This is a genomic window from Streptomyces flavovariabilis, assembly GCF_000725785.1.
GTDB lineage: Bacteria > Actinomycetota > Actinomycetes > Streptomycetales > Streptomycetaceae > Streptomyces > Streptomyces hawaiiensis.
The window spans coordinates 1,046,594-1,070,181 of sequence record NZ_JNXD01000001.1 but is presented as its reverse complement, the minus strand read 5'-3'; the positions used below and the strand labels follow the sequence as shown (position 1 = coordinate 1,070,181).

22 protein-coding genes and 1 tRNA gene are annotated in these 23,588 nt (G+C 71.4%); 9 read left to right on the top strand and 14 right to left on the bottom strand.

Going from position 1 to position 23,588, the window contains the following annotated elements; translation table 11 throughout:
• Nucleotides 1–10: 10 nt before the first annotated feature.
• Nucleotides 11–667, bottom strand: coding sequence for an ANTAR domain-containing response regulator (locus tag IO24_RS0104765; protein WP_031132147.1), 657 nt, complete (start codon nucleotides 665–667; stop codon nucleotides 11–13).
• 102 nt (nucleotides 668–769) lie between these two features.
• Here IO24_RS0104765 and IO24_RS0104760 point away from each other — a divergent pair.
• Both IO24_RS0104760 and IO24_RS0104755 read left to right on the top strand, forming a co-directional pair.
• Nucleotides 770–856: transfer RNA gene (locus IO24_RS0104760), tRNA-Leu, on the top strand.
• Nucleotides 857–940: 84 nt separating this feature from the next.
• Complete coding sequence (locus tag IO24_RS0104755; protein WP_031132145.1) at nucleotides 941–1,729, top strand: hypothetical protein; 789 nt, start codon at nucleotides 941–943, stop codon at nucleotides 1,727–1,729.
• A gap of 5 nt (nucleotides 1,730–1,734) precedes the next feature.
• On the opposite strand, the gene pyk is transcribed toward IO24_RS0104755, so the two are convergent.
• Together pyk and IO24_RS0104745 are read right to left on the bottom strand one after the other, a co-directional pair.
• The gene (pyk, locus tag IO24_RS0104750; RefSeq protein ID WP_031132143.1) at nucleotides 1,735–3,156 is read right to left on the bottom strand and encodes a pyruvate kinase; all 1,422 of its coding nucleotides are present in this window, start codon (nucleotides 3,154–3,156) and stop codon (nucleotides 1,735–1,737) included.
• Between the two features lie 164 nt (nucleotides 3,157–3,320).
• Nucleotides 3,321–4,037, bottom strand: a complete 717-nt coding sequence (locus tag IO24_RS0104745; protein ID WP_031132141.1) for an SIMPL domain-containing protein — start codon at nucleotides 4,035–4,037, stop codon at nucleotides 3,321–3,323.
• A gap of 161 nt (nucleotides 4,038–4,198) precedes the next feature.
• On the opposite strand from IO24_RS0104745, the gene IO24_RS0104740 reads away from it, so the two are divergent.
• Nucleotides 4,199–5,995, top strand: a complete 1,797-nt coding sequence (locus IO24_RS0104740) for a bifunctional metallophosphatase/5'-nucleotidase (RefSeq protein WP_031132139.1) — start codon at nucleotides 4,199–4,201, stop codon at nucleotides 5,993–5,995.
• A 14-nt stretch (nucleotides 5,996–6,009) separates the two neighbouring features.
• On the opposite strand, the gene IO24_RS0104735 is transcribed toward IO24_RS0104740, so the two are convergent.
• From IO24_RS0104735 to IO24_RS0104710, 6 genes are all read right to left on the bottom strand, one after another.
• Entirely contained in the window at nucleotides 6,010–7,422 is a 1,413-nt protein-coding gene (locus IO24_RS0104735; protein WP_031132137.1) for a lysine N(6)-hydroxylase/L-ornithine N(5)-oxygenase family protein, read from the bottom strand.
• Nucleotides 7,419–8,819, bottom strand: a complete 1,401-nt coding sequence (locus tag IO24_RS0104730; protein ID WP_031132135.1) for a pyridoxal phosphate-dependent decarboxylase family protein — start codon at nucleotides 8,817–8,819, stop codon at nucleotides 7,419–7,421. Before IO24_RS0104730 ends, IO24_RS0104735 begins: the two co-directional genes overlap by 4 nt.
• 490 nt (nucleotides 8,820–9,309) lie before the next feature.
• A complete protein-coding gene (gene pepN, locus IO24_RS0104725; RefSeq protein ID WP_031132133.1) occupies nucleotides 9,310–11,832 on the bottom strand; it encodes an aminopeptidase N in 2,523 nt (840 codons plus the stop codon).
• Nucleotides 11,833–11,899: 67 nt separating this feature from the next.
• The gene (locus IO24_RS0104720) at nucleotides 11,900–12,448 is read right to left on the bottom strand and encodes a response regulator (protein WP_031132131.1); all 549 of its coding nucleotides are present in this window, start codon (nucleotides 12,446–12,448) and stop codon (nucleotides 11,900–11,902) included.
• 137 nt (nucleotides 12,449–12,585) lie between these two features.
• Complete coding sequence (locus IO24_RS0104715; RefSeq protein WP_031132129.1) at nucleotides 12,586–12,936, bottom strand: chorismate mutase; 351 nt, start codon at nucleotides 12,934–12,936, stop codon at nucleotides 12,586–12,588.
• A gap of 20 nt (nucleotides 12,937–12,956) precedes the next feature.
• The gene (locus IO24_RS0104710) at nucleotides 12,957–13,433 is read right to left on the bottom strand and encodes a GNAT family N-acetyltransferase (protein WP_045296041.1); all 477 of its coding nucleotides are present in this window, start codon (nucleotides 13,431–13,433) and stop codon (nucleotides 12,957–12,959) included.
• Between the two features lie 123 nt (nucleotides 13,434–13,556).
• Here IO24_RS0104710 and IO24_RS0104705 point away from each other — a divergent pair, with 123 nt between their 5' ends.
• Entirely contained in the window at nucleotides 13,557–14,444 is an 888-nt protein-coding gene (locus IO24_RS0104705; protein ID WP_031132125.1) for a hypothetical protein, read from the top strand.
• Between the two features lie 195 nt (nucleotides 14,445–14,639).
• Here IO24_RS0104705 and IO24_RS0104700 read toward each other — a convergent pair whose 3' ends face one another.
• Nucleotides 14,640–15,545 carry an SDR family oxidoreductase gene (locus IO24_RS0104700; RefSeq protein ID WP_031132123.1) on the bottom strand — a complete coding sequence of 302 codons (906 nt, stop codon included), beginning with the start codon at nucleotides 15,543–15,545 and terminating at the stop codon, nucleotides 14,640–14,642.
• Between the two features lies 1 nt (nucleotide 15,546).
• Nucleotides 15,547–16,305 (bottom strand): SDR family oxidoreductase, encoded by a 759-nt coding sequence (locus IO24_RS0104695; protein ID WP_037667176.1) that lies wholly within the window; start codon nucleotides 16,303–16,305, stop codon nucleotides 15,547–15,549.
• Between the two features lie 55 nt (nucleotides 16,306–16,360).
• On the opposite strand from IO24_RS0104695, the gene IO24_RS0104690 reads away from it, so the two are divergent.
• The 4 genes from IO24_RS0104690 to IO24_RS0104675 are packed head-to-tail and all read left to right on the top strand — an operon-like array spanning nucleotide 16,361 to nucleotide 19,738.
• The gene (locus IO24_RS0104690; RefSeq protein ID WP_031132119.1) at nucleotides 16,361–17,140 is read left to right on the top strand and encodes an enoyl-CoA hydratase family protein; all 780 of its coding nucleotides are present in this window, start codon (nucleotides 16,361–16,363) and stop codon (nucleotides 17,138–17,140) included.
• On the top strand, nucleotides 17,137–17,973 hold the full coding sequence (locus IO24_RS0104685; RefSeq protein ID WP_031132117.1) for a CoA transferase subunit A: 837 nt from the start codon (nucleotides 17,137–17,139) through the stop codon (nucleotides 17,971–17,973). The genes IO24_RS0104690 and IO24_RS0104685 overlap by 4 nt, the downstream gene beginning before the upstream one ends.
• The gene (locus IO24_RS0104680) at nucleotides 17,970–18,689 is read left to right on the top strand and encodes a CoA-transferase subunit beta (RefSeq protein ID WP_031132115.1); all 720 of its coding nucleotides are present in this window, start codon (nucleotides 17,970–17,972) and stop codon (nucleotides 18,687–18,689) included. The genes IO24_RS0104685 and IO24_RS0104680 overlap by 4 nt, the downstream gene beginning before the upstream one ends.
• Nucleotides 18,689–19,738, top strand: coding sequence for an NAD(P)H-dependent flavin oxidoreductase (locus IO24_RS0104675; protein WP_031132114.1), 1,050 nt, complete (start codon nucleotides 18,689–18,691; stop codon nucleotides 19,736–19,738). Before IO24_RS0104680 ends, IO24_RS0104675 begins: the two co-directional genes overlap by 1 nt.
• Here IO24_RS0104675 and IO24_RS0104670 read toward each other — a convergent pair.
• From IO24_RS0104670 to IO24_RS0104660, 3 genes are read right to left on the bottom strand one after another with little or no spacing between them, the layout of a single operon-like run.
• Nucleotides 19,722–20,879: an acetyl-CoA C-acetyltransferase gene (locus IO24_RS0104670; RefSeq protein WP_031132112.1), complete on the bottom strand. Its 1,158-nt coding sequence runs from the start codon at nucleotides 20,877–20,879 to the stop codon at nucleotides 19,722–19,724. The two genes, IO24_RS0104675 and IO24_RS0104670, sit on opposite strands and share 17 nt — an antisense overlap.
• A gap of 16 nt (nucleotides 20,880–20,895) precedes the next feature.
• The gene (locus IO24_RS0104665; RefSeq protein WP_045296039.1) at nucleotides 20,896–21,537 is read right to left on the bottom strand and encodes a TetR/AcrR family transcriptional regulator; all 642 of its coding nucleotides are present in this window, start codon (nucleotides 21,535–21,537) and stop codon (nucleotides 20,896–20,898) included.
• A gap of 15 nt (nucleotides 21,538–21,552) precedes the next feature.
• Complete coding sequence (locus IO24_RS0104660; RefSeq protein WP_031132108.1) at nucleotides 21,553–22,341, bottom strand: SDR family oxidoreductase; 789 nt, start codon at nucleotides 22,339–22,341, stop codon at nucleotides 21,553–21,555.
• A gap of 49 nt (nucleotides 22,342–22,390) precedes the next feature.
• On the opposite strand from IO24_RS0104660, the gene IO24_RS0104655 reads away from it, so the two are divergent.
• Nucleotides 22,391–23,530, top strand: a complete 1,140-nt coding sequence (locus IO24_RS0104655) for an acyl-CoA dehydrogenase family protein (protein ID WP_031132106.1) — start codon at nucleotides 22,391–22,393, stop codon at nucleotides 23,528–23,530.
• Nucleotides 23,531–23,588 lie beyond the last annotated feature (58 nt).

Here is a 23,588-nt window from a genome sequence, read left to right as displayed (position 1 = left end):
TCGCGTGGTCTCAGCCCTTACCGGCCTTCTTCTCATCGGCGTCCTGAATGACCGCCTCCGCGACCTGCTGCATCGACATCCGACGATCCATCGACGTCTTCTGAATCCACCGGAAAGCAGCCGGCTCCGACAACCCGTACTCCGTCTGCAGAATCGACTTCGCCCGGTCCACCAGCTTGCGCGTCTCCAACCGGAGCGTGAGGTCCGCGACCTCCTTCTCCAGCTCCTTCAACTCCGTGAACCGCGACACGGCCATCTCGATCGCCGGCACGACATCCGTCTTGCTGAACGGCTTCACCAGATACGCCATGGCCCCGGCATCCCGAGCCCGCTCCACCAGATCCCGCTGCGAGAACGCGGTCAGCATCAGCACCGGCGCGATGCTCTCCTCCGCGATCTTCTCCGCCGCCGAGATACCGTCCATCTTCGGCATCTTCACGTCGAGGATGACGAGGTCGGGCCGATGCTCACGAGCCAGCTCCACCGCCTGCTCACCGTCCCCGGCCTCACCGACGACCGTGTACCCCTCCTCTTCCAGCATCTCTTTGAGATCGAGCCGGATCAGCGCCTCGTCCTCGGCGATGACGACCCGCGTCGTCATCGGAGGCACGTGCGACTTGTCGTCTTCAGGCACGTCAACAGGCTGGGGCGACTCGGGGGCACTCACGTGGGCTCCTTGGTAGGGGCAGGCCGGTACTGCTCCCAAGCAGCGTACCTAGCAGCAAGGGCCCACAGTGAACCGGTACACTGCTCATCGGTCCCCTGACTTGCCCGGTTGGAGGAACTGGTCAGACTCGCGGCACTCAAAATGCCGTGCCCTTTGGGCATGTGGGTTCGAATCCCACACCGGGCACCACAAGATCAGAAGCGGAGGATCACGTTCGCGTGGTTCTCCGCTTTTTGCTGCTCATCGTCACCGTCAGTGACCCACAGTGGTCGCATGAACTTCCATGGCACTGATGTGCGACAGAAAGCTCTCACACTGCTGCGCGGCGGCGCGAGGAACGCGGACGTGGCCCGCAGCCTCAATGTACCGCTGGGGACGGTCAGCTATTGGAAACACCTGGACCGGGCGAAGCGCGGCGAGTGTCCCGGCCGCCACGACCCGAAGTGCCCGCGGTGCGACGGACGGGACTTGGACGAGCCCGCCTATGCGTATCTGCTCGGCCTATATCTCGGGGATGGACATATCAGCCACTACTCCGAGCACCGCGTACCCAACCTCATGATCACCTGCACGGAGTCATGGCCAGGACTCATGGACGACTGCGAACAGGCCATGCGTGCGGTCTTCCCCGACAATTCCGTCTGCCGGGTCCGTAAGACAGGCTGCCGCAACGTGAAGGTCTACTCGAAGCACCTGCACTGCCTCTTTCCACAGCACGGCCCCGGCAAGAAGCATGAGCGGTGCATTGTCCTCGAACCCTGGCAGCAGGGCATCGTGGACGCCCATCCCTGGGAATTCATCCGCGGGCTCATCCACTCCGACGGGTGCCGGATCACGAACTGGACCACCCGGATGGTGGCGGGCGAGCGCAAGCGCTACGAATATCCGCGATACCTCTTCGCCAACAAATCGGACGACATCCGGAGGCTTTTCACGGAGGCCCTCGACGAGGTGGGCGTCGAGTGGACCACATTGGCCCGCGGGAGCGACCCGTTCAACATCTCTGTCGCCCGCAAAGCCTCAGTCGCTCTCATGGACGCCCACGTCGGTCCCAAGTACTGACCTGGTTACTCCGCGATGTGGTGGACCCGGACCAGGTTCGTCGAGCCGGAGACGCCGGGCGGGGAGCCGGCCGTGATGACGACCGTGTCACCGGGGCGGCAGCGGCCGTAGCGGAGCAGTAGTTCGTCGACCTGGTCGACCATCGCGTCCGTGGAGTCGACGCTCGGGCCGAGGAATGTCTCGACGCCCCAGGTGAGGCTGAGCTGGGAGCGGGTCGCCTGGTCGGGGGTGAAGGCGAGGAGGGGGATCGGGGAGCGGTACCGGGAGAGGCGGCGGGCGGTGTCGCCGGACTGGGTGAAGGCGACGAGGAAGCGTGCGCCGAGGAAGTCGCCGATCTCTGCTGCCGCTCGGGCGACGGCGCCGCCTTGGGTGCGGGGTTTGTTGCGTTCGGTCAGAGGCGGGAGGCCCTTCGCGAGGATGTCTTCCTCCGCCGCTTCGACGATGCGGGCCATCGTGCGGACCGTCTCGATCGGGTGCTTGCCGACGCTGGTCTCGCCGGACAGCATCACCGCGTCGGTGCCGTCGATGACCGCGTTGGCGACGTCGGAGGCTTCGGCTCGGGTGGGGCGGGCGTTGTCGATCATGGAGTCGAGCATCTGGGTGGCGACGATGACCGGTTTGGCGTTGCGTTTGGCGAGTTTGACGGCGCGCTTTTGGACGATGGGGACTTGTTCGAGGGGCATTTCGACGCCGAGGTCTCCGCGGGCGACCATGATGCCGTCGAAGGCGGCGATGATGTCGTCGATGTTCTCGACGGCCTGGGGTTTTTCGATTTTGGCGATGACGGGGAGGCGGCGGGCTTCTTCGTCCATGATGCGGTGGACGTCCTGGATGTCGCGGCCGGTGCGGACGAAGGAGAGGGCGATGACGTCGAAGCCGGTGCGCAGGGCCCAGCGGAGGTCGTCTTCGCCTTTCTTGGAGAGGGCGGGGACGGAGACGGCGGCGCCGGGGAGGTTGAGGCCCTTGTGGTCGGAGATCACGCCGCCTTCGAGGACGGTGGTGTGGACTCGGGGGCCGTCGACGGAGGTCACCTCGAGGCAGACCTTGCCGTCGTCGATGAGGATGCGTTCGCCGGTGGTGACGTCGGTGGCGAGGCCGGGGTAGGTGGTGCCGCACATCCGGCCGTCGCCTTCGACGCCGTCTTCAACGGTGATGGTGAAGGTGTCGCCGCGTTCGAGGAGTACGGGGCCTTCGGTGAAGCGGCCGAGCCTGATCTTCGGGCCTTGAAGGTCGGCGAGGAGGCCGACGCTGCGGCCGGTCTCGTCGGCGGCCTTGCGGACCCGGTGGTAGCGCTCCTCGTGTTCGGCGTGGCCGCCGTGGCTGAGGTTGAAGCGGGCTACGTCCATTCCGGCGTCGACCAGGTTCTTGATCTGGTCGTACGAGTCGGTGGCGGGTCCAAGGGTGCAGACGATTTTGGCTCGGCGCATGGGGCGAGCCTATGAGTTACCGACTGGTAGAGAATTGGTCGGGCGTGACTACTCAACAGACTTTGCGTGAAGCGTTATTGACAAGTGTTGAATTGTGCGGTGGGACGCTCCGATGAGCAGTCGTTGAATTCGGTCGGGTTTTCGGAGCGGGTACGCGGGAGCGTTTACAGCTGCGGCGGCACCATCGTGAAGCGGGCGTTGATCTGGGCGTGGACGCGCTGGCGCTGGGGTTCGAGGTCGAGGGGGGCCGGGGTGTCCTCGGCGGCGCCGGCGAAGGCGGCGGAGCGCATGCGGCCGGGGGCCTGGGGGTAGGCCGGTGGGGCGCTTTCGGCGCCGATGTCGGCGAGTTCGACGAGGGCGGAGAGGCTGGTGCCGAGGGCTTCGGCGTATTCGCGGGCGCGTTGGACGGCTTCGTGTACGGCTTTCTTGCGGGCTTCGCGGTGGGCGGGTGAGTCGGGGCGCAGGGCCCACCAGGGGCCGTCGACGCGGGTGAGTTCGAGGTCGGCGAGGCGGGTGGTGAGTTCGCCGAGGGCGGTGAAGTCGGTGAGTTCGGCGGTGACGCGGACGCTGCCGTGGTAGGTGCGGACGCGTTCGCCGCGGCCGTGTTTGGTGAGTTCGGGCGTGATGGAGAAGGCGCCGGTCTCCAGGCGTTCGACGGCGTCGCCGTAGGACTTGACGAGGTCGAGGACGCCGGCGTTGCGGCGGGTGAGGTCGTCGAGGGCGGAGCGGCGGTCGCGGCCGCGGGCGGCGACGGTGATGCCGATGCGGGCGATCTCGGGGTCGACTTCGAGGCGGGCCTCGCCGCGGACGGCGATGCGGGGGGCCTCGGGTGTGCCGTAGGGGACGGCGGGCTGGGAGGCGTCTGCCGTGGGCGCGGTCATACGCCCCACTCTGTCATGTCTTGGCTGGCCAGAGGGGCGGGATGCGGGGACCGAGTCATCAGATCGCAACCTGGCGGGTCTGTTGCGGCCGGTCGCGGGCGGGTCAGAATCTACGCGCGTTATCTACGCGCGTCGTTCACAGATTCCGCGAGGAGCCAGACATGCCGTTGAACCGCCGGAAGTTCCTGGAGAAGTCCGCCGTGACCGGGGCGGGGGTGGCGCTGGCCGGTGCGGTCGCGGCGCCGGGTGCGCAGGCGGCCGAGGCGAAGCGCGGCGCCAGGCGGTACGCGTTCACCGTGCTGGGCACGACGGACCTGCACGGCAACGTCTTCAACTGGGACTACTTCACGGACAAGGAGTTCGACGACAAGGACCACAACGACGTCGGCCTGGCGAAGGTCTCGACGCTGGTCAACCGGATCCGTGAGGAGAAGGGCCGTCGCAACACGCTGCTGATCGACGCGGGCGACACGATCCAGGGCACGCAGCTGTCGTACTACTACGCCAAGGTGGACCCGATCACGGCCGAGGGCGGCCCGGTGCACCCGATGGCGCAGGCGATGAACGCCATGGGCTACGACGCGGCGGCGCTCGGGAACCACGAGTTCAACTACGGCATTCCGGTGCTGCGGAAGTTCGAGCAGCAGTGCCGTTTCCCGCTGTTGGGTGCGAACGCGCTGGACGCGAAGACGCTGCGGCCGGCGTTCGCGCCGTACAGCATGCACCGGTTGCGCACGCCGCACGGGCGGGACGTGAAGGTGGCGGTGCTGGGGCTGACCAACCCCGGGATCGCGATCTGGGACAAGGCGAACGTGCAGGGGAAGATGACGTTCCCGGGTCTGGAGGAGCAGGCGGCGAAGTGGGTGCCGAAGCTGCGCTCGATGGGCGCGGACGTCGTCATCGTGTCGGCGCACAGCGGTTCGTCGGGGACGTCGTCCTACGGTGATCAGCTGCCGTACATCGAGAACGCGGCGGCTCTGGTGGCCGAGCAGGTGCCGGGGATCGACGCGATCCTGGTCGGGCACGCGCACACGGAGATCCCCGAGTACTTCGTCGCCAACAAGAAGACGGGCAAGCAGGTCGTGCTGTCGGAGCCGCTGAAGTGGGGGCAGCGGCTGACGCTGTTCGACTTCGAGCTGGTCTGGGAGAAGGGCTGCTGGAAGGTCGAGAAGGTGGGCGCGAAGGTCCTCAACTCCAACACGGTGGAGGAGGACCCGAAGATCACGAAGCTGCTCACGGACGAGCACGAGAAGGTCGTGGCGTACGTCAACCAGGTCATCGGCACGAACGCGGCGGAGATGACGTCGGCCGAGGCGCCGTACAAGGACGTGCCGATCATCGATCTGATCAACCACATCCAGGCGGACACGGTGAAGCAGGCGCTGGCGGGCACGGAGCACGCCGCGCTGCCGGTGCTGTCGCAGGCGGCGTGCTTTTCGCGGTCCGCCCGGATCCCGGCGGGCGAGGTGACGATCCGGGACGTGGCGGGTCTGTACGTCTTCGAGAACACCCTGGAGGCGCGTCTGATGACGGGTGCGCAGATGAAGGCGTACCTGGAGTTCTCGGCGAACTACTTCGTGCAGACGGCACCGGACGCCGCGGTGGACCCGGCGAAGCTGACGAACGCCAACGGCACGCCGGATTACAACTACGACGTGGTGAGCGGTCTGTCGCACGAGATCGACATCGCGAAGCCGGCCGGGTCGCGGGTGACGGACGTGCGGTTCGAGGGGCAGCCGCTCGCGGACGACGCGAAGTTCGTGTTCGCAGTGAACAACTACCGGGCCAACGGCGGCGGCAACTTCCCGCATGTCGCCGCGGCCCAGCTGCTGTGGTCGAACTCGGAGGAGATCCGCAACACCATGATCGCCTGGGTGAAGGCGAAGGGGGCGATCGACCCGGCCGGGTTCGCGGCGGTGGACTGGAAGCTGACGCGCAATGGCACGCCCGTCTTCTGACCCGCTCGGCTTCGTCACCTTCGGTCGTCGACGAGCGGGGTCAGGGCCGGTGCCTCGCGGGGCGGCGGCACGTGCCGGCGCTGGGTGAGGCCGAAGGTGGTGAAGGCGGTGCGGGCAGGGAGTGCGTAGGCCTCGCCGCCCGTCAGGGAGTTGAGGATGAGGGCGCTGCGCCAGGGGGCGAGGCCGAGGTCGGGGGCGCCGACGCCGTGGGTGTGGGTTTCGGCGTTCTGGACGTACACGGTGCCGGTGACGGACGGGTCGAGGACGAGTCGGTGGTCCTCGTCGATGCGGGGGCGTTCCTGGTTGTCGCGGCGCATGTAGGGGTCGAGGCCGGCGAGGATCCGGTCGAGGGGGCGTTCGCGGTAGCCGGTGGCGAGGACGACGGCGTCGGTGGTGAGGCGGGAGCGGCTGTCCTGCCGGCCGTGTTCGAGGTGCAGCTCGATCTTGGTGGTGGCGACGCGGCCGGCGGTGCGGACACGGACGCCGGGGGTGAGGACGGCGTCGGGCCAGCCACCGTGCAGGGTGCGGCGGTAGAGCTCGTCGTGGACGGCGGCGATGGTGGCGGCGTCGATGCCTTTGTGCAGCTGCCACTGGCCGTCGACGATCCGGTCGCGGGTGGGCTCGGGCAGGGCGTGGAAGTAGCGGGTGTGGTCGGGGGTGAATTGTTCCAGGCCGAGCTTGGAGTACTCCATGGGTGTGAAGGCCTCGGTGCGGCCCAGCCAGTGCAGTTTTTCGCGTCCGGCCGGTTTGTTGCGGAGCAGGTCGAGGAAGATCTCGGCGCCGGACTGTCCGATGCCGACGACGGTGACGTGCTCGGCGGCGAGGAGGGCGGCGCGGTGGTCGAGGTAGTCGGCGGCGTGCAGGACGGGCACGCCGGGGGCTTCGACGAGGGGCTTGAGGGGGTCGGGGACGTAGGGTTCGGTGCCGATGCCGAGGACGACGTTGCGGGTGTGGGTCCGGCCGAGGGCCTCGGCTTCTCCGTCGGTGTCGAGCTGGGTGAAGTCGACTTCGAAGAGGTCGCGTTCGGGGTTCCAGCGGACGGCGTCGACCTGGTGGCCGAAGTGCAGGCCGGGGAGGTTGTCGCAGACCCAGCGGCAGTAGGCGTCGTACTCGGCGCGCTGGATGTGGAAGCGTTCGGCGAAGTAGAAGGGGAACAGCCGTTCGCGGGACCTGAGGTAGTTGAGGAAGGTCCAGGGGCTGGTGGGGTCGGTGAGGGAGACCAGGTCGGCGAGGAACGGGACCTGGAGGGTGGCGCCGTCGATGAGCAGGCCGGGGTGCCAGCCGAAGGTGGGGCGCTGGTCGTAGAAGACGGTGTCGAGGCCGCCGAGCGGGTCGGCGAGTGCGGCGAGGGAGAGGTTGGCGGGGCCGATGCCGATGCCGACGAGGTCGCGGGGGGCGTCGGGGTCGGGGCTCTGGGCGGGGTTCATCGGGAGGTGTGTCCTTCCACGAGTGTCGCTCGGCTCGCTGCCGCGAGGTGCAGCAGGGCGGCCAGGTCGTCGGGCCCGGTGGCGGGGTTGAGGAGGGTGGCCTTGAGCCAGAGCCGGCCGTCGAGGCGGGCCCGGCCTAGGACGGCGCGGCCGTCGGTGAGCAGTGCGCGGCGTACGGCGGCCACGGTGGTGTCGGTGGCGTCCGTGGGCCGGAACAGTACGGTGCTGATGACGGGCGGGGCGTGCAGTTCGAAGCCGGGGTGCGCGTCGACGAGGTCGGCGAAGTGCCGGGCGTGGGCGCAGACCTGGTCGACGAGCGTGCCGAGGCCGCTGCGTCCGAGGGTTTTGAGGGTGACGGCGAGTTTGAGGACGTCGGGTCGGCGGGTGGTGCGCAGGGACCGGCCGAGCAGGTCGGGCAGTCCGGCCTCGGTGTCGTCGTCGGCGTTGAGGTAGTCGGCGTGCTGCCGCAGGGCGGCGAGATCGTGGGCGTCCCGGACGGCGAGGAGGCCGGCGGCGACCGGCTGCCAGCCGAGTTTGTGCAGGTCGAGGGTGACGGTGTCGGCGGTGTCGAGGCCGGTGAGCATGTTCCGGTGCCGGTCGCTGAAGAGGAGGCTTCCGCCGTAGGCGGCGTCCACGTGGAGCCGGGCGCCGTGGGTGGTGCAGCGGGCGGCGATGTCGTGCAGCGGGTCGATGTATCCGGCGTCGGTGGTGCCGGCGGTGGCGGCGACGAGCAGCGGTCCGGTCAGGCCGGTGAGGGCCTGGTCGAGCGCGTCGGGGTCGAGCGTGCCGCGGGGGGCGGGTACGGCGACGGGTTCGGGCAGCCCGAGCAGCCAGGCGGCGCGGGGCAGCGAGTGGTGGGCGTTGGTCCCGTACACGAGCCGGACGGATCCGCCGTGGGCCTCCCGGGCGAGGAGCAGGGCGAGCTGGTTGGCTTCGGTGCCGCCGGTGGTGATGAGGGAGTCGGGTTTTCCGGGCCCGCCGCTCCCGTGGATCTCGCGGGCCAGTGTTGCCGTGAGGAGCCTCTCCAGTTCCGAGGCTCCCGGTGCCTGGTCCCAGGAGTCCAGGGAGGGGTTGAGGGCGGAGGCGGCGAGGTCGGCTGCCGTGGCGACGGCGAGCGGGGGGCAGTGGAGGTGGGCGGCGCACAGGGGGTGGGCCGGGTCGGCGGCGGTCTCGGCGAAGGCGTGGACCAGGGTGCGGAGGGCGTGCGGGTCGCCCTGGTCGGGGAGGACGTCGCCAACCGCCGCTCGCGTGCGGGCCGCGACCGCCTCCGGGCCACCTGCCGGCAGCGGTCCGCCCCGTGCCCGGGCTCCGGTGTCCAGCGCTTCGAGGACGGTGTCGAGCAGCGGCCGCAGGGCGTGGGGGCCTTCGGGTCCTGAGGCGAAAGGCGGCGTGCTCATGGGACTGACCTCCGGGGCGCGGGGCGGCGCGCCCGAAGAGCCCAACGATCCAACCCGGGTGGAGGTACCTCCGTACGGGAAAACCGGTCGGAGCCGGGTGGCCCACGGAGCCGGTCCCCGAAGTCGGCGCGCGGCCCACGCTGGGGTTCCCGAAGACGGTCACGCGGCCCACGGAGCCGGTCCCCAAGAACGGGCAAGCGGCCCGCGGATTCGGTCCCCGAAAACCGGCACGCGCCCGACGAAGTCGCCCCCGAAAACCGGCACGCGGCCCGCGGTGCCGGTCCCCGAAGTGGGCCGTGTGGTCCGCGGCCCGGGCGGAAGGGGCTGGGCCATGTGGCGCGCCCCGGTGACGCGGGCGGCCGTCAGGGTGCCGGGGGTGCGGCGCCGGCCGCCTGGACGGACGCCACGGACGCCCTCGAACGGCGCGGCCGGCCCGCCGCATCGGCGAAAGGGGGCCGGCGGCCCGCAGGTGCGCTGCGCGTGGGCGGTCCTAGTCCTTCCCGGTGCCCTGGACCCGCAATGCCCGTGCCAGGTCGTCCAGTTGGTCGACGAGTTTGCGGCGCAGCGCCGGGATCGGGTCGGCGTCGCGCAGGCAGGCCTCGCCCAGGCGGAGGGTGTCCGTGTCGACGGCGTGCGCGGGGAAGGCCCAGCGGCCTGCCGCGTCGGCGATGGCGGGGCCGCGGCGGTCGGCGACGGCGACCGCGTCGGCGTAGTAGCGCGCCACGTACTCGCGTACCAGGTCGGCCTGTTCGGGCTGCCAGAAGCCGCGGGCGGTGGCGGTGAAGAGGTAGTTGGACAGGTCGTCGGAGCCGAACATGGCTTCCCAGGCGTGGGCCTTGGCCTGCGGGTCGGGCAGGGCGGCCCGGCAGCGGGCGGCGCCTTCGCGGCCGGTGGCGCTCGGGTCGCGTTCCAGTTCGGCGGCGATGGCGGCCTCGTCGGTCGCGCCGAGGACGGCGAGCCGGGCGAGCACGCGCCAGCGCAGTTCGGGGTCGAGTTCCGGGCCGCCGGGGACGGTGCCGTCGGCGAGCCAGGCGGCGATGGTGTCGGGGTGGGCGGCCACGTCGATGCGGTGGCGTACGGCGATCAGCCGCAGGCCGGGGTTGTCGCCGTCTTCTGTGCGGCGGATGAGGTCGCGGCACAGTTCGGAGAGGGTGGCGAGTGCGGCGGGCCGTTCCTCGGGCGTGAGGTAGCGGTCGGCGATGTAGGTGGAGGCGAAGGCGAGGACGCCTTGGACGATGGCGAGGTCCGTCTCCAGGGGGAGGTGGGCGCGGGCGGTCTCCAGGTAGGCGGCGGGGGCGAGTTCGCCGTCGCGGACGGCGTCCCTCAGGGCGTTCCAGACGACCGCGCGGGTGAGCGGTCGGGGCAGGCCGGACAGTTCCTTGCGGACGGTTTCGAAGGACTCGGGGTCGAAGCGGACCTTGGCGTAGGTGAGGTCGCCGTCGTTGAGGAGGAGCAGGGCCGGCCGCTTGCCGATGGGGTGGGCGTCGGTCTGCGGGAGGTCCAGGTGGAGGCGTTCGCGCAGGACGAGCTGCCCGCCGTCGGTGCCGAGGTCGCGGTCGTAGAGGCCGGCGGCGATGTGGTGGGGGCGGCTGCCGGCGCGGTCGACGGTGAGGGCGCAGGTGCCGTGCTCGCCGGGGGTGATCCGCGGGGTGAGGGTGTCGACGCCGGTGGTGCGCAGCCAGGCGTCGGCCCAGGCGTGGACGTCGCGGTCGGTGGCTCCGGCGAGGTTGTCGATGAAGTCGGCGAGGGTGGCGTTGGCGAACTTGTGCCGGGCGAAGTGGGTGTTGATGCCGGCGAGGAAGTCCTTCTCGCCGAGCCAGGCGACCAGTTGCCGTAGGGCGCTGGCGCCCTTGGCGTAGGAGATGCCGTCGAAGTTGAGCAGTGCGGAGGCGGTGTCGTCGACGGCCTCGGGGGCGACGGGGTGGGTGGAGGGGCGCTGGTCGGCGTCGTATCCCCAGGACTTGCGGGTGATGCCGAAGTCGGTCCAGGTGTCGGTGCCCCACTTCCTGGGGGTTCCTTCGGACCCGGCGAGGGTCGCTTCGGTGAGGGTCTGGTAGCCCATGTATTCGGCGAAGGACTCGTTGAGCCAGATGTCGTCCCACCACTTGAGGGTGACGAGGTCGCCGAACCACATGTGGGCCATTTCGTGGGCGATGACCATGGCGCGGGTCTGGCGTTCGGTGTCGGTGACGGCGGAGCGGTAGACGAACTCGTCGCGGAAGGTGACCAGGCCCGGGTTCTCCATGGCGCCGGCGTTGAACTCGGGGACGAAGGCCTGGTCGTAGGAGTCGAAGGGGTAGGGCTCGTCGAACTTCTCGTGGTAGCGGTCGAAGCAGGCGCGGGTGACGTCGAGGAGTTCGTCGGTGTCGGCGTCCAGGTAGGGGGCGAGGGAGCGGCGGCAGTGCAGACCGAAGGGCAGGCCGCGGTGCTCGGTGCGTACGGAGTGCCAGGGGCCGGCGGCGACGGCGACGAGGTAGGTGGAGATCAGCGGTGTGGGGGCGGCCTTCCACACGCCGTCGGCCCTGTGGGTGATGCCGTTGGCGAGGACGGTCCAGTGCTGCGGGGCGGTCACCGACAGTTCGAAGACGGCCTTGAGGTCGGGCTGGTCGAAGGCGGCGAAGACGCGTTGGACGTCGTCCATGAACAGCTGGGTGTAGACGTAGGTCTCGCCGTCGGTGGGGTCGGTGAAGCGGTGCATGCCCTCGCCGGTGCGGGAGTAGCGCATCCGGGTGTCCACGCGCAGTTCGTGCTCGCCGGCGGTGAGGTTCGGCAGGGGGAGCCGGTTGCCGTTCAGGGTTTCCGGGTCCAGGGGGTGTCCGTCGAGGGTGACGGAGCGCAGCTCGGCGGGCTTGAGCTCGACGAAGGTGTCCCCGTCCACGCGGGTGCCGAACCTGATCAGGGTGCGGGAGTCGAAGGTGTCGTCTCCGCTGGTCAGGTCGAGTTCGATGGTGTAGCGGTGGACGTCGAGGAGCTCTGCTCGGGTCTGCGCTTCGTCGCGCGTCAGTACGGACATGCGTGACATGCTGCCTGATGGCGTCGGCACGGCACAGAGGCGGATCGGTACGTGCCCAATGTCCGGTCTAGGTGCGGTCCTTTTCGAGCTCCCCGGCGTGCGCCCCCATGGGTCGTTGCGCCGGTACGCGCGCGTCGGGATGTGGTAGGCCGGGGCGAGGGTGTGTGGCGGTTTCGGTGTGCTCCCCGGTGAGGGCGCGCAGGCGGTGCACCTCCTGTTCCAGGGCGAGCTGGCGCCGGTGGGTGTCGTAGAGGTAGCGGACCTTGGTGCGCAGGGCCCAGGGGTCCACGGGTTTCAGGACGAGGTCGGCGACGCCGAGTCCGAAGGCGGTGGTGGTCAGTTCGTGGTCGGCGCCGAAGCCGGTGAGGAGGATGACGGGGATGTGCTGGGTCTGTTCCACGCGCCGCATGTAGCGCACGACCTCCAGCCCGCTGACGCCGGGCATGCGTACGTCGAGCAGCAGCAGGCCGACCTGGCCGCGCAGGACCTGCTTGAGTGCCTCGTCGCCGCTGGTGGCCCGGCCGAGCCGGTAGCCCAGCGGGGCCAGGGCGCTTTCCAGCGCGTACAGCGTGTCCTCGTGGTCGTCGACGATGAGGATCCTGGTATCCGACGGCATGGCCCGACGCCCCTCCCTCGTGGAGGACCAGAGTAGTCCGGGACACTGACGCGCAGTGCTCGTCAGCTGACATGCTGTGTACAGCGCAGCATGCCCCCGGCGGGCCGCCGTGTCACTCCCCCGGGGCGCGCGTGGGGTCAGTTGGCGCCGGTGGTGGAGCCGTTGAGCGCCTCGTCCGCGATGCGCTCGTGGTGGCGGATGACCTCGGCGACGATGAAGTTCAGGAACTTCTCGGCGAAGGCCGGGTCGAGTTTGGCGCTCTCGGCGAGTGCGCGCAGGCGGGCGATCTGGCGGGCCTCGCGGGCGGGGTCGGCGGGCGGCAGCTGGTGCTGGGCTTTGAGGTGGCCGACCTGCTGGGTGCACTTGAAGCGCTCGGCGAGCATGTGGACGACGGCCGCGTCGATGTTGTCGATGCTGTCGCGCAGCCGGGCGAGCTCTTCGCGGACGGCGGGGTCGGCGTCGCGGGAACCGGTGTTGCTGGTGGTCATGGGGCGTCAGCCTACGGGGATCATGCCGGGTGGCCGTCGGCTGTCTCATTCTTCGGCGGTGTGAGGCGCTTGTGGAAGCAGACGTCCTCGTGGCCGCCGGGGACGCCTTCGAGCCGGCCGCGTTCCCGGTAGCCGAGCCGTGGGTAGAAGCCGGGCGCCTGGAAGCTGTACGTGGAGACGATCATGTCGGTGCAGCCGCGCCGGGCGGCCTCGGTCTCCGCGGCGCGCATCAGCCGGCCGCCCCAGCCGGAGTGCCGTTGGTCTTCGCGCACCCAGAGCATGTCCACCGAGCACAGGGTGCCCCAGGTCCAGGCGGTGAGCCCGCCGACCAGGCCGCCGGTCTCGTCGGTGGCGCGGACGGAGAGGGGCTCGGTGACGGCGCCGTCGGCGGCGGCGGTGTTGAAGGCGGTCAGTTCCTCGTCGAGCCGCTTTTCGAGGTCGTCGTCCTGGCCGCCCACCCGGAGTGGGGCGGCCACGGTGTGCTGTTCGCTGGTCACGGCCCGGATTCTGCCGGAGGTGCGCCACGGCGACGACCGGTTTTCGCCGTGGCAGGGCCCGTCCCCCGCGGGTCGCGTCCTCGTACAGTGGAACCGGGTTCAGGGGCGTCTTGGGGGTGAGGCGTGGCGAACGACGGGCCGGTCGAGCACGGCTACCCGCATCTGGAGACGATGCGGGCCGCCATCACGGCGCTGTACAGGCGGCTGTCGTACGACACCGTCCAGACGTTCGCGACCAGCGTGGTCCCCGCCGACGTGGCGTTCTGCGACACCGACGACCTGTATGCGGGGGTGCAGCGGGTGGCGCACGAGCTGGTGCGGCACTACCGGCTGCCGGATGCCCGGCTGATCGTGAGCTTCCGGGAGATGCGGCACGCGGCGAACGTGGAGCTCGCGGCCGGGCCGGAGTACTTCGTCGAGTTGAACGACCGGTTCCGTTCGCATCGGCGGGACATCGGGGCGGCTCTCGCGCACGAGGTGATGCACGTGTACCTGCATCGTCTCGACCTGTCCTTCCCGGGCGTCCGGGACAACGAGATCCTCACGGACACGGCGACGACGTATCTGGGCGCGGGGTGGCTGCTGCTGGACGCGTACCGGGAGGACGGGGCGTCGTCGCAGAAGCTGGGCTATCTCACGCCGGAGGAGTTCGGGTACGTGCTGGCCAAGCGGGCGCTGGTGTTCGGGGAGGACCCGTCGGTGTGGTTCACCAGTGCGCAGGCGTACACGGCGTATGTGAAGGGGATGGAGCTGGCCCGCCGTGACGAGCGGCAGCCGCCGTTGACCGCGGCGGGGTGGGCGGGGCGGCGGCGGTACGCGCGGGACCGGCGGCACGGGTCGTCGGATCCGCCGCAGCCGGGGGTGCGGTACGCGTTCTCCCCCGATGGGGGCGGGCGGTTGCGGGTGTCGTTCCCCTGCCCCACGTGTCACCAGCGGATCAGGGTGCCGGTGCGGGGGCGGGTCCGGGCGCGGTGCGCGCTGTGCCGGAGCGTGCTGGAGTGCGACACATAGGGCGTGTGGGCGGGGGTGCGCCCCTGCCGTGCGGGCCGGAGCGGGGGACGTGGGCAGATCTTGCGCCCCTGTCATCCGGCCCGGAGCGGCGGACGTGGGATGTGCTGGAGCCCGCCCCCAGGCCCCCGGCTTACGCCCGACTCGCAGGCGCTCCGGTCGCCGGCGCCGGCGCGTGCGAGGTGGGGGCGTGTCCTCCTAAGCGCCGTAGACGGCCCCGGGCACCCCGGCCTCCGCCAGCAGTTTCCGTGCCTGTTCCCCCGCCTCGGCCGGGCTCCACCGCCGTTTCCTGTCCGCGCTCGGGCCGGGCCTCCACCCCTCCATCACGGTGATCCGGCCGCCCTCCGTCTCGAAGACCCGGCCTGTCACGCCGGTGCTCGCCGCCGAGCCCAGCCAGACGACCAGGGGCGAGACGTTCTCCGGGGCCATCGCGTCGAAGCCGGAACCGGGGGCCGTCATGGTGTCCGCGAAGGTGCGTTCCGTCATCCGGGTCCGGGCGGCGGGGGCGATGGCGTTGACCTGGACGCCGTAGCGGTGCAGTTCGGCCGCCGCGACCAGGGTCAGGGCGACGATTCCGGCCTTGGCGGCGCTGTAGTTGCCCTGCCCGAGCGAGCCCAGCAGTCCGGCTCCGCTGCTGGTGTTGATGATCCGGGCCTGTGGCGGGCGGCCCGCTTTGGCTTCGGAGCGCCAGTGCGCGGCCGCGTGCCGCAGGGGCAGGAAGTGGCCCTTGAGGTGGACGCGTACGACAGCGTCGAAGTCGTCCTCGTCGAGGTTGACGAGCATCCGGTCGCGCAGGAAGCCCGCGTTGTTGACGAGGGTGTCGAGCCTGCCGTACGTCTCCAGGGCCGTGCGGATCAGTGAGGCGGCGCCGTCGGTCGTGGCGATGTCGCCGCCGTGCGCCACCGCCTCGCCGCCCGCCGCGCGGATCTCCTGCACGACGCGGGCGGCCGGGCTGTCGGGCCCGGGCGTGCCGTCGAGGCCCACCCCGAGGTCGTTGACGACCAGCCGTGCCCCCTCGGCCGCGAAGGCGAGCGCGTGGGCCCGGCCGAGCCCCCGTCCCGCGCCCGTGACGACGACGACCCGGCCCGCGCAGATTCCGCTCATGTCAGTTCTCCTTGTCCGCGGCGGGCCGGTGGCCGGCGCCGGCCGCGTCCAGGAACGCCGGCCGCTCCCCGCCCCCGTGCACCAGCAGGCTCGCCCCGCTGATGTAGGCGGCGGCGTCGGACGCCAGGAAGACGGCCGCGGCGCCCACGTCGGACGGCTCGGCGAGACGCCCCAGCGGGACCGTGCGGGCGACCGCGGCGATGCCGTCCTGGTCGCCGTAGTGAAGGTGGGACCGTTCGGTGCGGACCATGCCCACGACGAGGGTGTTGACCCGGATGCCGGGCGCCCACTCCGCGGCCATGGAGCGGGCGAGGCTCTCCAGGCCCGCCTTGGCGGCACCGTAGGCGGCGGTCCCGGGCGAGGGGCGGCCGCCGCTGACACTGCCGATCATGACGATCGAGCCCCTCGTCCGCCGGAGGTGCTCGTACGCGGCGAGGGACACGGTCATGGGCGCGAGCAGGTTGAGCTCCACCACGCGCGCGTGCCGGTCCGCCCCGGCCTCGGTGAGCAGCCGGTGGGGTGCGCCGCCCGCGTTGTTGACGAGGACGTCCAGCCGGGGCAGAGCGGCGAACAGGCGCCCGACGGCGTCGGCGTCCCGGACGTCCAGCGCCGCGAACGAGGTGCCGGGGAGGGGGACTTCCGGTGGCCGGCGAGCGCAGACCACGACCTCGGCACCCGCCCGTACCAAGGCACGCGCGATGCCGGCGCCGACGCCACGGGTACCGCCCGTGACGACGGCGACCTTCCCGTCCAGCTCCATGCGCTGCTACCTTTCCACCTAACAAACGTTTGGTGGAAAGGTAGCTGATGCGGCCATGGGTGTCTCCACCTCGTGCAGGGAAAAGGGCATCGCCGTCGTCACGGTCGACTTCCCACCGGTGAACGCCCTGCCGGTGGCGGGCTGGTTCGCCCTGGCCGGCGCGGTGCGCGCGGCCGGACGCGACCCGGAGGTCCGGTGCGTGCTGCTGGCCGCCGAGGGGCGTGGGTTCAACGCGGGTGTGGACATCAAGGAGTTGCAGGCCGACGACCGGGAGCACCGTGCGCTGCGAGGCGCGAACAGCGGCTGCGCGGAGGCCTTCGCGGCGGTCTACGAGTGCGAGGTGCCGGTCGTGGCGGCCGTGCAGGGCTTCTGCCTGGGCGGCGGCATCGGCCTGGTGGGGAACGCGGACGCGATCGTGGCCAGCGAGGACGCGGTGTTCGGGCTGCCCGAGCTGGACCGCGGCGCCCTGGGCGCGGCCACGCACCTGGCCCGGCTGGTTCCCCAGCATCTGATGCGGGCGCTGTACTACACGGCGCGCACGGTGAGCGCGGCCGACCTGCACGCGCACGGGTCGGTGTGGCGGGTGGTGCCGCGTGGCGGACTGCACGCCGCCGCCCTCGAACTGGCCCGGGAGATCGCCGCCAAGGACGGCCGGCTGCTCCGCCTGGCCAAGGCCGCGCTCAACGGCATCGACCCGGTGGACGTGCGCCGCAGCTACCGCTTCGAGCAGGGCTTCACCTTCGAGGCGGGCCTCAGCGGGGTGGGCGCGCGGGTGCGCGACACCTTCGGCGGCCCCGGCAGCCCGGGGACATCCGGTCAGGAGGGAGCGCGATGAGGGACAAGACGATGTCAGCGGACGAGGCCGTGTCCCGGCTGTCCAGCGGCATGACCCTCGGCATCGGCGGCTGGGGCTCGCGCCGCAAGCCGATGGCCCTGGTGAGAGCACTGCTCAGGTCGGAGATCACCGACCTGACGGTCGTCTCGTACGGCGGCCCGGATGTGGGCATGCTGGCCGCGGCCGGGCGGATCCGCAGACTGGTCACGGCGTTCGTCACCCTCGACTCGATCCCCCTGGAGCCGCACTACCGGGCGGCCCGTGAGCGGGGTGCCTTCGCACTGACGGAGATCGACGAGGCGATGTTCCTGTGGGGCCTGCGGGCGGCGGCGAACCGGCTGCCGTTCCTGCCGGTGCGGGCCGGGTTCGGTTCGGACGTGATGCGGGTCAACCCCGGTCTGAAGACGGTCACTTCGCCGTACGAGGACGGGGAGACGTTCGTCGCCGTGCCCGCCCTGCGGATGGACGCGGCCCTGGTGCACGTCAACCGCGCGGACCGGTCGGGCAACGGGCAGTACCTGGGCCCGGACCCGTACTTCGACGACCTGTTCTGCGCGGCGGCCGACACGGCGTACGTGAGCTGTGAGCGGATCGTCGACACGGCCGAGCTGACGAAAGAGGGCCCGCCGCAGACTCTGCTGGTCAAGCGCCACACGGTCACCGGTGTGGTCGAGACCCCGAACGGGGCGCACTTCACGTCCTGCGCGCCCGACTACGGGCGGGACGAGGCCTTCCAGCAGACGTATGCGACCACGCCCTGGCCCGATTTCGAGGCCGGGTACCTCGGCGGGGACGAGCAGGCGTACCAGGCGGCCGTGCGGGAGGGGACATGACCGGGCCCAGTCGCGCCGAGTACTGCGTGATCGCCTGCGCAGAGGCCTGGCGGGACGACGGCGAGGTGCTGGCGAGCCCCATGGGGCTGATCCCCTCGATCGGCGCCCGGCTGGCCCGGCTCACCTTCGCGCCGGACCTGCTGCTGACCGACGGCGAGGCGCTGCTCGTCCGCCCGGACGGGACGCCCGAGGGCTGGCTGCCCTACCGCGAGCATCTGGCCTGGGTCACGGGCGGGCGGCGGCACGTGATGATGGGCGCGAGCCAGATCGACCGGTTCGGCAACCAGAACATCGCGTGCATCGGCGACTGGGAGCGCCCGAGGCGGCAGCTGCTGGGGGTGCGTGGCGCGCCGGTCAACACCCTCAACAACCCGACCAGTTACTGGATCCCGAGGCACTCCCGGCGGGTCTTCGTCGAGCGGGTCGACATGGTCTGCGGAGTCGGCTACGACCGTGCGGCCGGCGCGCGCTACCACCGGATTCCGCGGGTCGTCTCCGACCTGGGCGTCTTCGACTTCGCCACCTCGGACCGCTCGATGCGGCTGGCCTCGCTGCACCCGGGGGTCTCGGTCGAGCAGGTCACGGAGGCGACGGGTTTCGAGCTGACCGTGCCGGACGAGGTGCCGCCGACCCGGGAACCGACCGGCGAGGAGCTCCGGCTGATCCGCGAGGTCGTCGACCCGTCCGGGGCCCGGGCCGGGGAGGTCGCGTCGTGATGGAGACGGCACTGACCCGGCTGGCCGGCGTCCGCCATCCGGTCGTGCAGACCGGGATGGGCTGGGTGGCCGGCCCCCGTCTGGTCTCCGCCACGGCGAACGCGGGTGCCCTCGGCATCCTGGCCTCCGCCACGATGACCCCGGGCCGGCTGCGCGAGGCCGTACGGGAGGTGAAGGCCCGGACCGACGCGCCGTTCGGGGTGAACCTGCGTGCCGACGCCGCCGACGCGGGCGACCGCGTGCGGATCCTGATCGAGGAGGGCGTCCGGGTGGCCTCCTTCGCCCTCGCCCCCTCCCGGGAGCTGATCGGCGAGCTCAAGGAGGCCGGTGTGGTCGTCATGCCGACCGTGGGGGCGCGGCGGCACGCCGAGAAGGTCGCGGCGTGGGGCGCGGACGCGGTGCTGGTGCAGGGCTCGGAGGGCGGCGGGCACACCGGCGAGGTGGCCACGACCGTGCTGCTGCCGCAGGTGGTGGACGCGGTGCCGGTACCGGTCGTCGCGGCGGGCGGGTTCTTCGACGGGCGCGGGCTGGCCGCGGCCCTCGCCTACGGGGCGGCGGGCGTGGCGATGGGCACGCGGTTCCTGCTGACCTCGGACTCGACCGTGCCGGACGCGGTGAAGGCGCGGTACCTCGCGGCGACCGTGCGGGACGTGACGGTGACCCGGGCGGTGGACGGGCTGCCGCACCGCATGCTGCGTACGGAACTGGTGGCCGCCCTGGAGGAGGCCGGCCGGGCCGGGGCGCTGGTGCGGGCCGTGCGCGCTGCGGCCGGCTTCCGGAGGCTGTCCGGGCTGACCTGGCGGCAGCTGGCCCGCGACGGGCTGGCCCTCAAGCACGGCAAGGACCTGTCCTGGAGCCAGGTGCTGCTCGCCGCGAACACGCCGATGCTGCTGAAGTCGGCGATGGTGGACGGCTGTACGGACCTGGGCGTGATGGCGTCCGGGCAGGTCGCCGGGGTGATCGACGACCTGCCCTCGTGCGCGGAGCTGGTGGAGCGGATCATGGAGGAGGCCGCGGAGACGCTGAGGCGGCTCACAGCCGTTCGATGACCGTCACGTTGGCCTGGCCGCCGCCCTCGCACATGGTCTGCAGGCCGAACCGGCCGCCGGTGCGTTCCAGTTCGTGCAGCAGGGTCGTCATGAGTTTGACGCCGGTCGCGCCGAGGGGGTGCCCCAGGGCGATCGCGCCGCCGTTGACGTTGACCCGCTCCGGGTCTGCGCCGGTCTCCTTCAGCCAGGCCAGGACGACCGGGGCGAAGGCCTCGTTGATCTCGACGAGGTCGATGTCGTCGATGGTCAGGCCCGTCTTCTTCAGGGCGTGCGCGGTGGCCGGGATGGGGGCGGTGAGCATCCGGATCGGGTCCTCGCCGCGCACGGAGAGGTGGTGCACGCGCGCGCGTGCGGTGAGCCCGTGGTCGCGCACGGCCCGCTCCGAGGCCAGCAGCATTGCCGCCGCCCCGTCGGAGACCTGCGAGGAGCAGGCGGCGGTGACGGTGCCGCCGTCGAGGACCGGCTTGAGGCCGGCCATCTTCTCCAGGGAGGTGTCCCGGCGCGGCCCCTCGTCGGCGGCGACCTCCCCGTAGGGCACGGTCTCGCGGCCGAAGCGGCCCTCGTCGACGGCCCGTACCGCCCGCTGATGGGAGCGCAGGGCGAACTCCTCCTGGTCCTGCCGGCTGATCCCCCACTTCGCGGCGATCATCTCGGCGCCCACGAACTGGTTGACGGGCCGGTCCCCGTACCGTGCCCGCCAGCCGGCGCTGCCCGCGAAGGGGCCCTGCGTCAGCCCGAGCGGCTCGGCGGCCTGCCGGGTGGCGAAGGCGATGGGGATCATCGACATGTTCTGCACCCCGCCGGCGACCACCAGGTCCTGGGTACCGGACAGCACGGCCTGCGCCGCGAAGTGCACGGCCTGCTGCGAGGAACCGCACTGCCGGTCGACGGTCACGCCCGGCACCTCCTCGGGCAGCCCGGCCGCCAGCCAGCAGGTCCGCGCGATGTCCCCGGCCTGCGGCCCGACCGCGTCCAGACAGCCGAGGACGACGTCCTCCACGGCGGCCGGGTCGGCGCCCGAGCGGTCCATCAGCTCCTTCAGGACGTGCGCGCCGAGGTCGGCCGGGTGGACCGCGCTCAGCCCTCCCCCGCGCCGCCCGACGGGCGTGCGGACCGCTTCGACGATGTAGGCCTCGGCCATGACGACTCCCTCGCACCTAGGGTTGTTCGCGTACGGCGATCCCGTCCAGCACCATCGACAGGTACTGCCGGGCGATCTCGTCCGGGCTGTGCTGTCCGCCCGGCCGGTACCAGGACGCGGCGACCCACACCGTGTCGCGCACGAACCGGTAGGTGAGCCGGACGTCGAGGTCGGCCCGGAAGGCCCGCTCGGCGACGCCGCGCTCCAGCGTGGACAGCCAGGCCTTCTCGAACCTGCGCTGCGACTCGGCGAGGAACGCGAACCGCTCCTGCGCCACGAGCTGCCTGCTCTCCTTCTGGTAGATCGCGACGGCCGCGCGATGCCGGTCGATCTCCCTGAACGACTCGGTGACCAGGGCCTGAAGCGTCTCGCGCGGGCCGAGCCCGGCGCCCAGCACGGCGTCGTAGCCGTCCCACAGCTCATCGAGGAAGGTGCGCAGGATCTCCTCCAGCATCGACTCCTTGGAGTCGAAGTGGTAGTAGAGGCTGCCGGCGAGCATCCCCGCGTGGTCCGCGATCTTGCGGACGGTGGTGGCGTTGTAGCCCTGCTCGGCGAAGACCTCGGCGGCGGTGCCGAGGAGTTCGCCGCGACGGTCGCGAGCAGCGGCGGCTGGGGGCTCGGTGGCGGTCACCTGGGGATTCTTCTTCGTAGGAGGCACGGGTCCATTGTCGTCCTAGGGGTGCCGGCTGCTGACGGACACCACTTCTCCCGTCATGTACGAGGAGTAGCCGGACGCCAGGAACACGATGACGTTGGCGATCTCCCAGGGCTCGGCGTGCCGCCCGAAGGCCTCTTGGGCGGTCAGCTCGGCGAGCAGCTCGGGTGTGGTCACCTTCACCAGGTGGGGGTGCATGGCGAGGCTGGGCGCCACGGCGTTGACCCGCACCCCGTAGCCGGCCGCCTCGACCGCCGCACATCGGGTCAGCGCCATCACGCCCGCTTTTGCGGCGGCGTAGTGGGCCTGCCCGGCCTGGGCGCGCCAGCCGACGACGGAGGCGTTGTTGACGATCACCCCGCCGCCGGTGTCCTTCATGTGCCGGAGCGCGGCCCGCACGCACCGGAACGTGCCGTTCAACGTCACGTCCAGGACGCGGGACCACTGGTCGTCGGTCATGTCGACCAGTTCCGCCGTGCCGCCGAGCCCGGCGTTGTTGACCACGACGTCGAGGCGCCCGTGCTCCGCCGCGGCCGTCTCGAAGAGCACGCGTACCTGCGTCTCGTCGGTGACGTCGCAGGGCACCGCGGCGACCGACTTCCCGCCGAACTCACCGGCCAGCCGCGTCTCGTACTCCTTGAGGCGGCGCGCGTGCGCGTCGCTGATCAGCACGCGCGCGCCCTCCTCCAGGAAGCGCCGCGCCGTGGCCCCGCCGATGCCCGCGCCGGCCGCCGCGGTGACGACGGCGGTCCGCCCCTTCAGCAGGCCGTGGCCGGGCACGTACGACGGACTCTCGACGTCTGTCATGGGCTCACGCTAACCTACCAAACACTTGTTAGGGAAGAAGGGAGCGGCCGTGGACCTGGCGTTCTCCCCCGCGGACGAGGAGTTCCGCGCGGAGGTGCGGGAGTGGCTGTACGCGCACGTGCCGCGTGCTCCCCTGCCTTCCCTGGAGACCGAGGAGGGCTTCGCCGCGCACCGTTCCTGGGAGGCGGAGCTCGCCGCGGACCGCTGGTCGGTCGTCAACTGGCCGTCGCGGTACGGCGGCCGGGACTCCGGGCTCCTGCGGTGGCTGCTCTTCGAGGAGGAGTACTGGGCGGCGGGCGCACCGGGCCGCGTCGGTCAGAACGGCATCCAGCTGCTCGCCCCGACCCTCCTCGATCACGGCACCGAGGAGCAGCGGACCCGAGTCCTGCCCCCGATGGCCTCCGGCGAGGTGGTCTGGGCGCAGGCCTGGTCGGAGCCCGAGGCCGGTTCGGACCTGGCGTCCCTGCGGGCGAAGGCCGTGCGCACGGACGGCGGCTGGCTGCTGAGCGGCCAGAAGACCTGGTCCTCCCGGGCCGCGTTCGCCGACCGCGCCTTCGGCCTGTTCCGCAGCGACCCGGAAGCGGCGAGGCCTCACCAGGGCCTGACGTACCTGATGTTCGGCCTGCGCGCCCCCGGTGTCACGGTCCGCCCGATCGCCCGCCTGGACGGCAAGCCGGCCTTCGCGGAGCTGTTCCTCGACGAGGTGTTCGTGCCCGACGAGGACGTGATCGGCGAGCCGGGCCGGGGCTGGCGGATCGCGATGTCGACGGCGGGCAGCGAACGCGGCCTGATGCTCCGCTCCCCCGGCCGCTTCCTCGCCGCCGCGCACCGGCTGGAGGAGCTGTGGCGGGAGCGGGGCAGCCCGCGGTCGGCGCGGGACCGGGTGGCCGACGCGCTGATCGGCGCCCGCGCCTACCAGCTCTTCACGTACGCGGCGGCCTCCCGCCTCCTGGAGGGCGAGGCCGCCGGCCCGGAGTCGAGCCTCAACAAGCTCTTCTGGTCCGAACTGGACATCGCGCTGCACGAGACGGCCCTCGACCTGCTCGGCCCCGACGGCGAGAGGGCGGACACCGACTGGGCGGAGCGGTACGTCTTCGCCCTCGCCGGACCGCTCTACGCGGGCACGAACGAGATCCAGCGCGACATCATCGCCGAGCGCCTGCTCGGCCTGCCGAAGGGACGCCGCTGATGCCGGGGACTCTGTCCGAGGAGCACCTCTGATGCCGGGGCCCCTGCTGGAGGAGCAC

What these genes read in the sequence shown, in the direction of transcription:
- IO24_RS0104740 (WP_031132139.1), top strand. Translation starts at nt 4,199, where the DNA reads ATGCCGTTGAACCGCCGGAAGTTCCTGGAGAAGTCCGCCGTGACCGGG.
- IO24_RS0104730 (WP_031132135.1), bottom strand. Translation starts at nt 8,819, where the DNA reads ATGAGCACGCCGCCTTTCGCCTCAGGACCCGAAGGCCCCCACGCCCTG.
- IO24_RS0104755 (WP_031132145.1), top strand. Translation starts at nt 941, where the DNA reads ATGAACTTCCATGGCACTGATGTGCGACAGAAAGCTCTCACACTGCTG.
- IO24_RS0104695 (WP_037667176.1), bottom strand. Translation starts at nt 16,305, where the DNA reads ATGGAGCTGGACGGGAAGGTCGCCGTCGTCACGGGCGGTACCCGTGGC.
- IO24_RS0104670 (WP_031132112.1), bottom strand. Translation starts at nt 20,879, where the DNA reads ATGGCCGAGGCCTACATCGTCGAAGCGGTCCGCACGCCCGTCGGGCGG.
- IO24_RS0104720 (WP_031132131.1), bottom strand. Translation starts at nt 12,448, where the DNA reads ATGCCGTCGGATACCAGGATCCTCATCGTCGACGACCACGAGGACACG.
- IO24_RS0104735 (WP_031132137.1), bottom strand. Translation starts at nt 7,422, where the DNA reads ATGAACCCCGCCCAGAGCCCCGACCCCGACGCCCCCCGCGACCTCGTC.
- pyk (WP_031132143.1), bottom strand. Translation starts at nt 3,156, where the DNA reads ATGCGCCGAGCCAAAATCGTCTGCACCCTTGGACCCGCCACCGACTCG.
- IO24_RS0104715 (WP_031132129.1), bottom strand. Translation starts at nt 12,936, where the DNA reads ATGACCACCAGCAACACCGGTTCCCGCGACGCCGACCCCGCCGTCCGC.
- IO24_RS0104660 (WP_031132108.1), bottom strand. Translation starts at nt 22,341, where the DNA reads ATGACAGACGTCGAGAGTCCGTCGTACGTGCCCGGCCACGGCCTGCTG.
- IO24_RS0104690 (WP_031132119.1), top strand. Translation starts at nt 16,361, where the DNA reads ATGGGTGTCTCCACCTCGTGCAGGGAAAAGGGCATCGCCGTCGTCACG.
- pepN (WP_031132133.1), bottom strand. Translation starts at nt 11,832, where the DNA reads ATGTCCGTACTGACGCGCGACGAAGCGCAGACCCGAGCAGAGCTCCTC.
- IO24_RS0104685 (WP_031132117.1), top strand. Translation starts at nt 17,137, where the DNA reads ATGAGGGACAAGACGATGTCAGCGGACGAGGCCGTGTCCCGGCTGTCC.
- IO24_RS0104675 (WP_031132114.1), top strand. Translation starts at nt 18,689, where the DNA reads ATGGAGACGGCACTGACCCGGCTGGCCGGCGTCCGCCATCCGGTCGTG.
- IO24_RS0104700 (WP_031132123.1), bottom strand. Translation starts at nt 15,545, where the DNA reads ATGAGCGGAATCTGCGCGGGCCGGGTCGTCGTCGTCACGGGCGCGGGA.
- IO24_RS0104745 (WP_031132141.1), bottom strand. Translation starts at nt 4,037, where the DNA reads ATGACCGCGCCCACGGCAGACGCCTCCCAGCCCGCCGTCCCCTACGGC.
- IO24_RS0104680 (WP_031132115.1), top strand. Translation starts at nt 17,970, where the DNA reads ATGACCGGGCCCAGTCGCGCCGAGTACTGCGTGATCGCCTGCGCAGAG.